This is a genomic window from Brevibacterium sediminis (assembly GCF_024895295.1).
Classification (GTDB): Bacteria; Actinomycetota; Actinomycetes; order Actinomycetales; family Brevibacteriaceae; genus Brevibacterium; species Brevibacterium sediminis.
Window position 1 is genome coordinate 34857 of the sequence record NZ_JAHQRN010000010.1, and the last position, 13734, is coordinate 48590.

11 protein-coding genes are annotated in these 13734 nt (G+C 62.1%); 1 reads left to right on the plus strand and 10 read right to left on the minus strand.

The genetic code is table 11. From position 1 onward, the window contains the following. Window positions 1-26: 26 nt before the first annotated feature. From KTJ89_RS17810 to KTJ89_RS17825, 4 genes are all read right to left on the minus strand, one after another. Complete coding sequence (locus KTJ89_RS17810) at window positions 27-1436, minus strand: amidase (RefSeq protein ID WP_259358764.1); 1410 nt, start codon at window positions 1434-1436, stop codon at window positions 27-29. Further along, complete coding sequence (locus tag KTJ89_RS17815; protein WP_259358765.1) at window positions 1426-2883, minus strand: purine-cytosine permease family protein; 1458 nt, start codon at window positions 2881-2883, stop codon at window positions 1426-1428. The genes KTJ89_RS17810 and KTJ89_RS17815 overlap by 11 nt, the downstream gene beginning before the upstream one ends. Before the next feature lie 246 nt (window positions 2884-3129). Beyond that, entirely contained in the window at window positions 3130-4044 is a 915-nt protein-coding gene (locus KTJ89_RS17820; protein ID WP_259358766.1) for an arylamine N-acetyltransferase family protein, read from the minus strand. Between the two features lie 28 nt (window positions 4045-4072). Continuing rightward, a complete protein-coding gene (locus KTJ89_RS17825) occupies window positions 4073-4912 on the minus strand; it encodes an urea carboxylase-associated family protein (protein ID WP_259358767.1) in 840 nt (279 codons plus the stop codon). Window positions 4913-5081: 169 nt separating this feature from the next. Here KTJ89_RS17825 and KTJ89_RS17830 point away from each other — a divergent pair, with 169 nt between their 5' ends. Continuing rightward, window positions 5082-5360 carry a hypothetical protein gene (locus tag KTJ89_RS17830; protein ID WP_259358768.1) on the plus strand — a complete coding sequence of 93 codons (279 nt, stop codon included), beginning with the start codon at window positions 5082-5084 and terminating at the stop codon, window positions 5358-5360. Between the two features lie 20 nt (window positions 5361-5380). On the opposite strand, the gene KTJ89_RS17835 is transcribed toward KTJ89_RS17830, so the two are convergent. The 6 genes from KTJ89_RS17835 to KTJ89_RS17860 form a co-directional block, all read right to left on the minus strand. Continuing rightward, window positions 5381-6892 carry a tripartite tricarboxylate transporter permease gene (locus KTJ89_RS17835; protein WP_259358769.1) on the minus strand — a complete coding sequence of 504 codons (1512 nt, stop codon included), beginning with the start codon at window positions 6890-6892 and terminating at the stop codon, window positions 5381-5383. Then, complete coding sequence (locus KTJ89_RS17840; RefSeq protein ID WP_259358770.1) at window positions 6889-7443, minus strand: tripartite tricarboxylate transporter TctB family protein; 555 nt, start codon at window positions 7441-7443, stop codon at window positions 6889-6891. Before KTJ89_RS17840 ends, KTJ89_RS17835 begins: the two co-directional genes overlap by 4 nt. After that, the gene (locus KTJ89_RS17845) at window positions 7440-8366 is read right to left on the minus strand and encodes a Bug family tripartite tricarboxylate transporter substrate binding protein (protein ID WP_259358771.1); all 927 of its coding nucleotides are present in this window, start codon (window positions 8364-8366) and stop codon (window positions 7440-7442) included. Before KTJ89_RS17845 ends, KTJ89_RS17840 begins: the two co-directional genes overlap by 4 nt. Window positions 8367-8645: 279 nt before the next feature. Next, window positions 8646-9932 (minus strand): adenylosuccinate synthase, encoded by a 1287-nt coding sequence (locus KTJ89_RS17850; RefSeq protein ID WP_259358772.1) that lies wholly within the window; start codon window positions 9930-9932, stop codon window positions 8646-8648. A 162-nt stretch (window positions 9933-10094) separates the two neighbouring features. Further along, window positions 10095-12638 carry an ABC transporter permease gene (locus KTJ89_RS17855; protein WP_259358773.1) on the minus strand — a complete coding sequence of 848 codons (2544 nt, stop codon included), beginning with the start codon at window positions 12636-12638 and terminating at the stop codon, window positions 10095-10097. Further along, the gene (locus KTJ89_RS17860) at window positions 12635-13549 is read right to left on the minus strand and encodes an ABC transporter ATP-binding protein (protein ID WP_259358774.1); all 915 of its coding nucleotides are present in this window, start codon (window positions 13547-13549) and stop codon (window positions 12635-12637) included. Before KTJ89_RS17860 ends, KTJ89_RS17855 begins: the two co-directional genes overlap by 4 nt. Window positions 13550-13734 lie beyond the last annotated feature (185 nt).

The following is a 13734-nucleotide window of genomic DNA, read 5'->3' on the forward strand; positions in this document are numbered from 1 at the left end:
CCGCAGTGCTCAATCGGCATTGCTACTTAGAGGCCTTTTCCGACCTCAGGGTGCTTCCGGTGAAAATCGGTCACCTGCTGGAACGCATCGGCGATTCTCACCAGCTTCTTTTCGCTCAAAGCACCGCCGACTAATTGTCCAGCCACAGGAAGTCCTTCGGCCTCAGTAAAGCCGGTCGGGAACGTAATAGTCGGCATCTGACTCATTGTGAACGGAACGGTGTAGCGATGCACCTCAGCCAGCTGGTCGGCCCCCATCTTCATCATCTCTGCGGCCGGAGGCGCCTCATAGGGCAGCCCTGGGATCAGCATGGCGTCGACAGTGGAAAGCACATGCGCGACATTGCCTTTGAAATCGTCGCGCCTCCTAAGCACATCTTGATATTCAACTGCTGTGACGTTCCGCCCAATCTGGATCACCTCGGCGAGTGCGTCCCCGTACTGGTCGAGATGGGAGTCAAACCATCCGCCATGCGCACGAGCAGTCTGGACTCCGCAGACGGTAAACCAGTCTTCGTTGATCTCCTCGGGATCTGGAAAGCTGATTGGAACGATCAATGCACCTAATGCTTCGAAAGTGTCGATGGCAGACAGCAGGCTACGATGAACACTGGGAGACACGTCGGTGAGCGCCCATGAATAGTCGACGCCGATCCTCAGTCCACTCAGATCCCGGCTGGCATGGAGACCGAAGTCGTCCACGGGTGCTGATAACGAAGTCGGATCCTTTGGGTCGAATCCGGCGATAGCGTCCAGCATTAGTCCCGCATCACGTGCCGATCGTGCCATCGGTCCAACGTGGTCGAGGGTGGCCGCAAGTTCAAAGACGCCATAGCGGCTGCAGCGGCCCCAGGTGGGCTTCAGGCCCGTCACGCCATTTGCCGAAGATGGCATGCGGATCGACCCGCCAGTGTCTGACCCCAAAGTAGCAATGGCCAGTCCTCCTGCAGTTGAGGATCCGCTACCGCTCGAGGAGACCCCAACCCACCGGTCAAGCCCCCAGGGATTGCGTGGAGGTTCGAAAGGCAGCGTATGTTCGCCATACACACCCTCAGTGGTGTGAACACGACCGAGGATGACCGCGCCCGCTTCCCTAAGACGGTCCACCACGGTTGCAGTGACCGGCGCGGTGAGACCTTGCCGACTCGGCATCCCGATCTCGAATGGGCGTCCCGCGTCTCCGTAGATATCTTTGACAGCCACGGGCACTCCATGCAACGGCCCTCGCCATCTGCCGTCCACGTAGTCGCGATCCAACTGATCAGCTTCAGCTCGGGCAGAATCGGCATTGATCGATGAGTAAGCGCCGAGGATTGGGTCTACTTCGCTGATGCGGGTGAACATATGTTCAACAACTTCTCGCGAAGAGAGTTCGCGCCGAGCAATTCGGTTCGAGATCCCTTCGATAGTCTCGAAATGCAGCTGGTCAGTTGGCATTGGTTTCTCCTTCTAGAACCTGGTCACTACTGCGTGAGGTCTTCGGGGAATAGAATCTGCCCCTAGTCAGAGCGGTCAATAGAACGTGAATGATGGGTCCTGAAATCATTGCAATGAATGACGCGTAATAGATCGGGTAGAGGCCAGCGAGTCCACAGGCTCCTAGAGCCACAGCAATCGCCATTGCAATCATCCCGCAAGGATTCCAATCCCGGATGACACGCTCGTCGTACTCAATCTTTTCTGCAGGTGCCAGCTTGAGGCCCTTTCGGCAGATGAAATAGTCCGCCAGGAGTATGAAGATCCACGTATTGGTCATGATCCCGGTTACAGCCAAGAAGGTGTCGGTGTACTGAAGGACGTTGACCGGGTAGAGGACGATGCCAAGAGCCAGCAGACCGACCATCCACCAATTCCGCCGAATCGGCTTCTTCGCAAAAGCGTCCCAAGTGTTCGAGAACGCTAGGGAGCCAGAGTAAAGGTTCATGACGTTGATTCTGATCTGAGTGATGATAGCGAAAATCACGCCAAGTAGACCCATAATGAGGGCGAATACGAAACCTGGATCCGTCGAGTAGAGCACCGCGTCACCCTCGGTGATGCTCGGGTAGATGGTGAACGCAAGGAAGGAACCAAGCACCAGCACTACTGCGATCATGATCATTTCTCCGAACATGATCCCGGCAGTGCCTTTGTAGCCGATCTGCGGTCGCGAAAACCTTCCATAGTCGGTCGCAAGTAGGGCCTGGAAGACGATCTGTCCGTTCACAAGTGAGAAAGCCTGCCACATGACGGTCGGGTCATTGGGCGTCAGGGATTCCCACTGGCCGGGGCCGACCAGTGCGTGCCCCTGGGAGAGCATGAAAATGCCGGCAGCAAACAGAATCAGGAAGATTGGCATCCCAAATCTCTGAAGAATGTTCATGGAATGCATTCCTCGCCAAGCGAAGAACAACGCAGCAGCTCCGACTAAAGCAAATATTACGCTAGCGGTAACCGAGTTCTGCCCCACACCGAAGTATTGACTCAATGCATGAGAAACGATGCTTCCCTCAAAAATGAAGTAGAAGATGTAGTTAATTCCGTAGATGAACGAGGCTACGGCAGAACCTTTCGCTCCGAATCCGAGACCTCGAGTCAGAAGCACAAGGCTCAGACCTTCCCTGGACGCAATTCTCATGATCAGCGATCCGAGGACAGTCGATACGACCACCAGGTATCCGATCGGAATGAGCATCAGGGGCCAGCCAACCAGGAACCCGATTTGCCCACCGAGAGTAAACCAGAACATTGCAGTGACGTTTCCGGTCAATATCAGCAGGATTGCAAAGGCAGGCCACCTTTGCGATCGGGGAACCCTTTCCGTTGCGTAACTTTCCATCTGGTCATCCAGCGACGTTGCTGGACTCCTAAAGGCATCTTTGAGCGCCAATTGGACCTCTTTCATAGAAGGTACCTGTCAGCCTCACATCACCACATTCGCTTCACAAGAGAAATTGAAGAATTTCTCGCTGTCCAAGACTGCATTTTTACACACCAATTGTGCGGCGTATAACATTACCGGCGAGTAGATGGTCTTCGGAATTCTTCGCCAACAAGTGTCGCGAACATTTCGCGACGGGAGCGCAGTGATAGTCGGCGCAGATGGTTCGTCCCACCCTGTCAAGTCTGAAGTGCCGAACAGCTTGGCCGTTCAGGACCGCCGGACGATGCCCCAGATCGGGTCGGTGAAAGCCCGGTCGAGGTTAAGACCGAACTCCTCGCGGAGAACGCCGGCGAAGTCAGCGGCGTCGGTCACCGTCCGCTCGAGGCGTTCGAGCTCGTCACCGGGTCGCACGCTGCGCAGCTGGCGGCCCTCGAGCGACACCTTGCCGCCGTTGCCGAGCGTCCTGGCCACCACAGGTGCGCCGGTGAAGCGCGTGCCTGGCTTCGTCGCGGTGAACCAGTTCGACACCTCGAGGTCGGTCTGTTCTCGCGGGACGTCCGCGAAAGCATAGACAGTGCGGAAGGACTGGTCAGCATTGGTCCGGGACTGCAGCGCCCATTCGGCTTCCGCTCGCATTGGGGGCTCCAGCACGGTGTCAGCCGGAACCAGCCTGTGCTCTCCGTACTCGGTCACCCGCGGTGTCGACTCAGCATCGAGGGCGAGCGCAGCCTGCGGCGTCCCACCGCCGAACCCAGGATCGACGAGGAATCGTCGACCACCGAGATCGACGATCGTCGCCTGATGCGTCAGCCCTCCCGGCGCGGTCCTCCCATCGCCGAGGTGGACGCGAGCGAGGACCGGATGCGCACTCAGCCCGAGCTCTCGGAGCACGGCACGGATGAGCGTCGCGTGTTCGTGACAGTAGCCGCCGCGACCGGCGTCCAAGAACTTCGCCGTCAGAGAGCCGAGGTCAGTGGGAATGCCCCGCGACTCCCCTGCCGCGCGTGCAACGATGACGTCGAGGTTCTCGAAGCAGATCGACCGGACGTGGGCGGCCAGCAGCTCATCGATGAGGTCGATGATTTCGTCGGTCGTCCCGTGTGCCCGACGTCGCAGCACCTCCTCCGAACTGTCGAGTCCGAGTCGGTCGGCGTACCGGGCTACGAGCATTGACGATGCCATGACGAGTCCTTCCGTTCTGGGCGCAAGTTCACGCCCACAGCTGAGGTCGGAGTCCGTGGGCTCCTCGATAGTTCGGCGAGGTCGGCTCGGTCCAATCGCCGAGGAGGTCCTCGGCGAGTCGATAGACCGTGACCTTCAAAGGGTTGCAGTTCTCCACCGGGTCTGCGGCACCGTCCCCGAACATCGGTGCGGAGAGATCTCCGCCGGGGCAGGTGGACAGGGCCGCAAGCAGGTCCTGCTCGGCGAAGAACTCGAAGTGGTCGCCTTGTCGTGCAGGACAGGTCTTCATGAAGTATTCGTCGTTGTCGTTCAGCCCTGTGCATTGGAAGACGTTGAGCACATCGTGGACGTCGAATTCGGTGAGGCCGTGCGGCAGGATCGCACGGACGAGGTTCGAATGGCAGTGGTAGTCGAAGTCCACGCCGCTCAACATCTGCGAGACGTATGGGTCGCATCGCGTGCCCAAGGTGTCGTGCACCCGACCGCCTTCCGGATCGGTGCCGTAATCGGACAGTGTGTCTCCGACGACGGTGGCCATCGGCCGCAGAAACGGCAGAGTCGACCACAGGCGGTCGAAGGTGGAGACGTGGGCGGCCTGCAGCTGCCTGGTCCGTGCCGCCCAGAACCGTTCCCTGGGGTCGTGGCGATTCCACAGGTTGAGGTCGCCGACCTGCGGACCGTCGACTGTGGAGATGCGGCAGACATGGCCGGCGGGGATGTCCCACGCCCGCCCGGAACGGATGGGAATGGTGAACTCGTCGACGATGTCCCAGGATTGGGTGTCTTCACCGATCCGTGAGTAGAAGTCTCTGTCGACCTCGAGCGCGGGGCCCTGATAAGCGGCCTCTTGCAGACGGCTCTGAGTCATTGGACGTATCCTCCTCCGTAGCTGTGTTGCCTGCAACGATGCCAGCTTCTGCACGTCTGCCCAAGGGGTCGCAAGTCAGGTCTATGCTGAAGAGCAGGAATGGACGCAGTCGATTGGGCCGCGCCGTCGGATGAACCGAACCGCGTGGGCCGAGCAGTGGGAGGTCGAAATGGCTGGCGAGAAGATCGACGTCGAGATGCAGGACACGGGCGAGTTCCTGGCCCGAATCCACACGGCGACGGGAACCGACGAGATCGTTCTGATGTTCGACGATGCCGAAGAGGTCTCGGACGGAGTCTTGGGCAATGACGAAGCCTCGGTCCGCGCGACCGTGGAATTCCTCCTCACCCATCAGCCCTCAGGGGATCTGCCGGACAGGATCGACCTCGTCGACATCGCCGCCGCCTACGACGGCGCCATTGAGTCCATCAGCAGATTGCGGAAGTAGAACTACTGGGGCTCAACGCTTCAGACATCGACTCTCTTTTCAGCACTCTTCTTCCCGGTCATCCGCTTCCACGGCAGCACCGACACAAGAGCCAACGCCGCGATGATGAGGAACACCATGGCCAGCGGGTCAGTGATGATCGCCCAGAAGTCTCCACCGGTCAGACCCAGAGCCTGTTGCAGGTTGCGCTCGAGCATCTCGCCCAGCACGAGACCGATGACCAGGAGTGCCGGCGCCATTCCGACCAGCCTCATCACATACCCGAGCACGCCGAATGCCAAAGCGATGTACACGTCAGTTACAGAGTTGTGGATGCTGTAGCAGGAGATGAGCGCCAGGATGAGAATGACCGGGGCCATGAACGGCATCGGAATCGCCAGGATCTTCGCGAGCAGTGGGGACGCACCGATGTTGATGACGACGCCGAGGATAGCGCTGAATAGCAACGCCCCGATGATCGTCCACCCGAGCTCTGGGTTCGCATCGAAGAAACCGGGGCCGGGGTTGAGCCCGTACATCATCAGATAGGCGAGCAGCACTGCTGTCGTGCCTGATCCCGGGATGCCCAAGGTCAGCAGAGGCACCATCGAACCCGACACCGCAGCGTTGTTCGCGGACTCCGGGGCGACCAGTCCGCGAACGGCGCCCTTGCCCATACCTGCAGATGCCGGAGCGAGTCGCTTCTCCAACCCATATGAGAAGAAGGCAGCGATCGTTGTTCCTGCGCCCGGAAGCACACCGGCGACGAATCCGATGACCGATCCTCGCAGGCTGGGAAAAGTCGCCTGTTTGAGGTCAGATTTCGTCGGAAGAAAACGCCCCGACAGCTTCGACATCACCTGGGAGTCCTTGCCCATCGTCGTGCTTGCCAAGATCTCACCGACGCCGAAGACACCGATGATGGCGACGATTGAGTCGATCCCCTCCAAGAGGGTGAAGCTGCCGAAAGTGAAGCGAGGAAGCCCCGACTGAAGTTCGATGCCGACGGTCGAAACAGCCACCCCGATGGCGACTGCTGTCAGTCCCAGCATCGGTGCCGAACCGACGAGGGTGGCGCTGAGCACCAGCGCCATGACGACGACTGCGAAATAGGCGCCGGGGCCGAAAGCCAACCCGAGTTCCGACATCGGCCCCGCGATGAAGGCGAGTCCCAGGAACGCAAGCACACTGCCGACGAATGATGCGATGGCAGAGATGGAAAGTGCGGTGGCCGCTTTGCCTTTCAGTGCCATCGGGTGCCCGTCAAGTGTGGTCATGATGGCGCCGGGATCGCCTGGGATGTTCAGCAGGATCGCGGAGATCCTGCCGCCGTACTCTGCACCGAGATACAAGGAAACCATGAGTGGAAGAGATATCTCTGCCGGAACCGTGATCGCGACCGGAAGCAGCAGTGCAATGGCAGTCGACGGACCGATGCCGGGCAGGAGACCGGCGATAGTTCCGAGCACCACGCCGCCCAGGATGACCAACAGCAGAACCGGTGACGCCGCGATACCGCCGAGAGACGAGAGGAGATCGTTGATAGTGCTCACAGCTGCAGACCTCCGAAGACCAGGTACTCCAGCCAGCCCACAGGCAGAAGCACGTTGAGCCAGACATCGAACACGAGGAAGAGAACCATCGCAATCACAATGTTGATGACGAAGAGTCCAACGGCTCGTCCCACGCTGAGGCGAATTCCGAACACCGTCATCGAGACCAACATCGAGAAGATGGCTGAGGCTTCGACGAAGCCGATGAGGAAGATCGAGGCCGCATACAGTCCGAAGAGGAAGACACACCAGATGACGCGCAGAAACTCCTGCCCCTCGACCGGCCTGACGTCGACGCTTCCACGCAGTATCGCGATGATGCCGAGAGCGGTTGCGCAGAACAGGACGATTCCAACGACCAGGGGGAACGTCTTCGGACCGATTCCATCTTCTCCGGCTGCATCCGGCAGAAGAAAGGCATTGATGAGGTAGAAGATCGCGAGGAAGCCGAGCACAATGCTCGAAACCATCGCCGAGGTGGTCCGACTTCCAGATTCGTGGTGTCGTTCGTCGGCCGGTCGAGTTGCAGCAGAGTCTGTCTCCGCGCTCATTTCACCAACCCCACTTTCTCCAGCACTTCGGTCGATTCTTCTTGTTCGGGGCGAATCACTGTGTCGAGCCATTCGTCACCGGCGACGTATTCGGGGTTGATCCCAAGTGCCTCTGCCTGCTTTTCGAACTCATCAGTCTCCACGGCTTTCTTCAATGATTCACGCCACCAGTCGACCGAATCCTCAGGCATATCCTTCGGACCGAATACTCCCCTCCAGTGGTTGATCGTGATGTCCATTCCGAGGTCGTGCCATGTCGGAACACCTGGTGCCGAATCGACAGGTTCAGGAGCCGAGACTGCGATGACTTCGACGTCACCGCTGTCGACGAGCTCCATCGCTTCCGACATTCCCGTCGACGCCACATCGATACGCCCGCCCAGCAGTTCGTTGTTGAGATCGCCACCATCGGAAAACGCGACAAGATTGATCTTGGACAGGTCGTCGACTCCGTATTCGCTGGCAGGACGAAGCACGTTGAGCTGGTCGTCGCTGGGAACGGTGCCGATTCCGAAGTTGACCGAACCCGCATCCTTCTTGATGCCATCGAGCACTGTCTTTGCGGAGTCGTACTTCGACCCGGATTTCACGATCCACACTTCATAGTCGGTTGTCAGCTGAGCCAGTGGAGTGAAGTCGTCCAGGGACATGTCGGTGGTTCCTGTGACGTTGGAGAGGAAGATTCGGTTGGACTCAAAGACGACCGAGGTTCCGTCATTCTCTCGTTGGAGGACGGCAGCACGAGCCGGATTGCCTCCGCCGCCGCCCATGTTCTCGATCGACATGAAGGTGTCGATGCCAGCGGCTTCGAAACCATCGTTCGTGATGCGGGTCGTCAGATCGAGGCCACCGCCAGGGGAACCTGCAGCGATCGCGGTGACCCGCGGCGGAGGGAAGCCATCGTTTCTGTGAATGTCAGGCATACATGCCGTCGTGGACGCAGCGAGCGAAAGGCCCGCAGACACTGCAGCGATACGCAGAAGAGTGCGTCTCAGGGAGGATTTTCTCGCCATTGGGAATCCGAAGTGGAGCATGACCGGCACGTTACCCGCCGGCGCCCTCAAACCTCAATGAATCCTGCGAGAATGAGACGAGAACCCTGGACACCTCCTCTTGTGTTCCCATCTGGCGGGCAGACAGCGAAGGGCGGGGCCGACATGGTCTGTCAGCCCCGCCCTCAACTGTTCAGTTCTGTTGAGACCTCAGTCCAGGAGGTCGTGACGCACGATCGACTGTTCGCGATCGGGGCCGACGCCGATGACCGACATCCGGCAGCCCGAGCGCTCCTCGAGTGCGAGCACATACTTCTGCGCGTTCTCCGGCAGATCGTCGAAGGTCCGAGCCTTCGTGATGTCCTCGGTCCAACCGTCGAAGTACTCGAAGATCGGCTTCGCATGGTGGAACTCGGTCTGCGACACCGGCATTTCGTCATGACGCTCGCCATCGACTTCGTAGGCCACACAGACGGGGATCCGGTCGATGCCGGTAAGCACGTCGAGCTTCGTCAGCACATAGTCGGTGAAGCCGTTGGTGCGAGCGGCGTAGCGGGCGATGACAGCGTCGTACCAGCCGCAGCGGCGCGGACGGCCGGTATTGACACCGAATTCTCCACCGGCCTTCTGCAGGTATTCGCCCATCTCGTCGAACAGTTCGGTCGGGAATGGTCCGGCGCCCACACGAGTGGTGTACGCCTTGACGATGCCGACGACGCGGTTGATTCGGGTCGGGCCGATGCCGGTGCCCACGCAGGATCCGCCGGCAGTCGGGTTCGACGAGGTGACGAACGGGTACGTGCCGTGGTCGACGTCGAGCATGGTCGCCTGACCACCCTCCATGACGACGACCTCGCCACGGTCGAGCGCCTCGTTGAGCATGAGCTCGGTCTCGGCGACGTAGGGGCGCAGGCGTTCGATGAAGGGTTCGAAGTATTCGACGATCTCTTCGACCGACACCGCCCGACGGTTGTAGACCTTGACGAGCAGTTCGTTCTTCTGCCGCAGCGATCCTTCGATCTTCTGACGCAGGATGGACTCGTCGAAGACGTCCTGGACGCGGATGCCCAAGCGCCCGATCTTGTCCATGTAGGCCGGTCCGATGCCGCGGCCGGTGGTGCCGATGGCCCGCTTGCCGAGGAATCGCTCGGTCACCTTGTCCAGCGTCTGGTGGTACGGAGCCACGAGGTGGGCATTCGCCGAGATCCGCAGCTTCGACGTGTCCGCGCCACGGGATTCGAGGGCGTCGATCTCCTCGAAGAGCGCCTCGAGGTTGACGACGACGCCGTTGCCGATGACAGGGGTGACATTCGGTGAGAGGATGCCCGCCGGCAGAAGCTTGAGTTCGTACTTCTCCCCTCCGACGACAACCGTGTGGCCGGCGTTGTTCCCACCATTGGGCTTGACCACGTAGTCGACGCTGGTGCCGAGGATATCGGTGGTCTTACCTTTACCTTCGTCGCCCCACTGAGCGCCGACGACAACGATTGCTGGCATGAGAGTGCTTCACCTCGAAGTGAAAAGGGGATGTCATTACTCCCCAAGTCTACTGGGTCACACCGACACAGCCGCCATCGGGAGCATTCCCTCACCGAGGCGGCCGCGGACAGGAGACCCGAAGCTCCCACCCGCGGCCGCACCGAGACCGGCCCCCCGGTCTCACTCCATGCTCATCCCCTTGGCCGGGGCGATCCGCGACATCGACCTCGCCGGTATCGCCGAGGCGAGAACGGCGGCGAGCACTGCGGCGACGCCGATCAGTCCGACCTGCGCCCACGGCACGGACAGCACCGGATTCGCCGAGGCAGGCATGATCGATGCCGTTCCGACCCAGCCGAAGAACGTCCCGACCCCGGCTCCGACGATGAGTGCGATGACCGTCATGAGCAGCGATTCGATCGTGATCATCCGCGACATCGCAGCTCGGGTGAATCCCAGCGCCCGCAGCAGGGCACCCTCTCGGCGTCGTTCGATGACCGAGAGCGTGAGTGTGTTGCTCACTCCGATCACGGCGATGACCACCGCGGCCGCCAGCAGTCCGAGCACCACGCTCAGAGCGACCTGGAATATCGAGGCGAAATCCGCCCGATACTGTGCCGCAGTCGCATCGGCTGAGGCACCGACGGCGTCGAGTTCGGAGGTCAGGGCCTCGATCTGCGAGCTCGATGCGTCATCGGCGATCTTCGCCCACGTCTGTTCGGTAGCCGTGTCGCCGGCTGCACTGCCGCCAGGCCCTTCGAGGGTCTTCGCGTCGGCACCGCTGACCAGGGCCGTCCCCGCGGGGACGTCGTAGGAGGTCTCGATCGTCAGATCGAGATTCTGATCGCCGAGGCGGACGGTCGCGCTCTGACCGTCGACATCAGAATCCTCCTCGTCGAGTCCCACCGTCGTCGGGTCGAGGAGGATCGTGCCCTCATCGACGTCGTACCCCTCACTGCGCAGGACCGGGGAGTCGGCGGCCGCCTCGGCGCTGGTGATCGCCACATCACCGGAGCCGTCGGTCCCGTCGACGCTCACCGAGGCGATGGGCGCCGGAACGTTCTCGCGTTCCTCGACGATCGGCGAATCATCGAGCACGGAGGCGATCTTCGCGTCGTCGGCACCGTCCTGCCCTGCCGTGGAGACCACGAGGTCGACCGGGGTGTCCTCGGCGGTGGCGAGTTCGAGGGTTCGCTGCAGGCTCGAGGAACCGACGACCACGGCTGTGACGAGGGTGATTCCGATGAGAAGGGCACCTGTTGTCGAGGCGGTGCGTCCTCCCGCTGTGCTCGCCGACCGTCCGGCCAGCTTCACCGCCGGCGAGCGCCGGGTGAGGAGGCCGACTGCGGCGGCGAACAGCGCCACCAATGGCGGCACGAAGACCTTCGCACCGACGAGGAGAGCGACGAAGAGCGCGAAGCAGCCGACGATGCCGAACAGCACGGACTGGCTCGTGGTCCCGAGCAGGCACAGCGCGATTCCGCCGATGCCGAGCACAAGCGACAGGCTCAGTCGCACCCACCGGATGCGCGGGGCAGCCGCAGGCACATCGACCGGGCGCAGTGCTTCGATCGGGGACACCCTGGAGGCGCGGATCGCGGGGATCAGCCCTGCCGCGAGGGTGACGAGGATACCGACGACGGGCCCGACGACGAACGCCGGGACGGACGGCGACATCTGGGCGAATTCCGGCATCCAGAACGCTCGGACCACGGTTGAGAGTCCCCATCCGATGAGGAGGCCGAGTCCGACGCCCAGCACGGAGCCGACGATCCCGAGGCTGAGGCTCTCCACCACCGCGGCACCGCGCACCTGCCTGCGTGAGGCACCGATTGCGCGGAAGAGCGCGAGCACGCGGGTGCGGGAGGCGACGAGGACGTTGAACGTATTCGAGATGACGAGTGCCGCGACTCCCGCGGCCAGCAGGCCGAAGGCGATGCCGATGGTCGAGAGCATGTCGGAGGTCTTCGACAGCGACTCGATCTGCTCCTCGACGACCTGGTCGACGGTCCGGACCGACACGTCGGCGCCGGAGTCGGCAAGAGCGGATTCGACCGCCTCGGCGAGCCCTGCGCGATCGCTCCCATCGTCGGCGACGACGCGGATGGAGTCGGGCACGAGCTCGCCCGGAGCCGTGGCCAGCCCGTCGTCGGTGAGGTAGAGGTTCATCCCCGCCGAGGAGGAGCCGGGCATGATGCCCGAGACGGTGTAGCTCGGGCCGTCGGCGGCGGAATGTCCCGGCCCGTCGAATTCGCCGAGAGTGATGGTGTCACCGACGCCGACCCCAAGGGTCTTCGCATCGGCTTCGCGGAGCATGAGTTCATCATCCGAGTCCGGGACGGAGCCGTCCACGGTGTCGACCTGTCCCTGTGGGAGGTTCGTGGCCGACCCCGTCACCGAGGTGGTTCCGGCCTCAACGGCGACGAAGGCGGACTGGGTGAGCTGGGCGGATTGGACCCCGTCGACCTCGGCCGCGGTCTGGCGCATGGATTCGGTGAGCGGGGACGCCTCATCGGCTGCGGCCGGATCGTCGGGTTCGTCCGCGGTGATCGCGACGTCGGCGCCGGCCCATTCGGCTTGGACCTGGTTGCGCAGGGTGTCGCCGAAGGCCTGGGAGAACAGGAGCGCCGCGACGATGAAGGCCACTGACACGGCGATCGCGATCATCGCCGCACTCAGACGCCCGGAGGCGCTACGGAGGTTGGACCAGGCGATGCGGATCATCGGGCACCTCCGCCCGTCGGCGCGGTTGCGGTTGCCGACCCGGGCCCGGCCGAACCGCCGGCAGATGCAGCTCCCGAAGCCGCCGAGCTTGCCGTGACATTCATCAGGGCGGTGGCCACGGATTCCGGGTCCGGTTGGGCGAGCTCACCGGCCAGTCGTCCGTCGGCGAGCAGGACGACGCGGTCGGCGCGGGCTGCGGCTCGGGGATCGTGGGTGACCATGACGACGGTCTGACCGAGTTCATCGACCGAGGCGCGCAGGATGTTCAGGACCTCTTCACCGGAGTTCGAGTCGAGGTTGCCGGTGGGCTCGTCGGCGACGAGCACATCGGGCTGGGCGACGAGTGCGCGGGCAACGGCGACTCTCTGCTGCTGTCCGCCGGAGAGCTCGTGGGGCCGGTGGCCCAGGCGCTCGCGCAGACCGAGCAGGTCGACCATGCGATCGAAGATGCGGCGATCGGTCTTCTGACCCGACAGCTGCGAGGGCAGCAGGATGTTCTCTTCGGCGCTCATCGCGGGCACGAGGTTGAAGGACTGGAAGACGAAGCCGATGCGGTCGCGGCGCAGCGCCGTGAGCTTGCGGTCGTTCAGCCGTGAGATCGCCGTGCGTCCGATGAAGACCTCTCCCGAGTCCGGGGTGTCGAGGCCGGCGAGCATGTTGAGCAGCGTCGATTTGCCTGAGCCGGACGGCCCCATGATGGCGGTGAAGCGTTCGGCTTCGATGTCGAGGCTGAGGTCGTCGAGCGGCCTGACCTGCGCGTCCCCTTTTCCGTAGGTCTTGCGCAGTCCGATGGCTTGGATGGCCAGCCTCGGCGCGGGGCTCGAACCCTGGCCCCGAGTCGACCCTTGCGCGGGGGTCGGGGATGAGGTCGGGGAAGGATGGGCATCGGTGTATGTCGCTGATGTGTTCATGCCTCCAGCTTCGTCGCCGGGCCCACCTTCCCACATCGGACCTGAGGATGGTCTTCGCCGCAGAGCGCCGAGGCGGCCGTGGCCCGACCGTCATACCTGAGGATGATCTCGGATTCCCTTGAGCGACCCTGCTCGCCGACGATGAACCGGACTCGAACGGTCGACCCCCGGGCGCGTGCGAGGTG

Bases quoted from the DNA above. Each gene is read 5' to 3' on its own strand.
- KTJ89_RS17820 (WP_259358766.1), bottom strand. From the start codon at position 4,044: ATGGCATCGTCAATGCTCGTAGCCCGGTACGCCGACCGACTCGGACTC.
- KTJ89_RS17815 (WP_259358765.1), bottom strand. From the start codon at position 2,883: ATGAAAGAGGTCCAATTGGCGCTCAAAGATGCCTTTAGGAGTCCAGCA.
- KTJ89_RS17855 (WP_259358773.1), bottom strand. From the start codon at position 12,638: ATGATCCGCATCGCCTGGTCCAACCTCCGTAGCGCCTCCGGGCGTCTG.
- KTJ89_RS17860 (WP_259358774.1), bottom strand. From the start codon at position 13,549: ATGAACACATCAGCGACATACACCGATGCCCATCCTTCCCCGACCTCA.
- KTJ89_RS17825 (WP_259358767.1), bottom strand. From the start codon at position 4,912: ATGACTCAGAGCCGTCTGCAAGAGGCCGCTTATCAGGGCCCCGCGCTC.
- KTJ89_RS17840 (WP_259358770.1), bottom strand. From the start codon at position 7,443: ATGAGCGCGGAGACAGACTCTGCTGCAACTCGACCGGCCGACGAACGA.
- KTJ89_RS17845 (WP_259358771.1), bottom strand. From the start codon at position 8,366: ATGCCTGACATTCACAGAAACGATGGCTTCCCTCCGCCGCGGGTCACC.
- KTJ89_RS17830 (WP_259358768.1), top strand. From the start codon at position 5,082: ATGGCTGGCGAGAAGATCGACGTCGAGATGCAGGACACGGGCGAGTTC.
- KTJ89_RS17810 (WP_259358764.1), bottom strand. From the start codon at position 1,436: ATGCCAACTGACCAGCTGCATTTCGAGACTATCGAAGGGATCTCGAAC.
- KTJ89_RS17850 (WP_259358772.1), bottom strand. From the start codon at position 9,932: ATGCCAGCAATCGTTGTCGTCGGCGCTCAGTGGGGCGACGAAGGTAAA.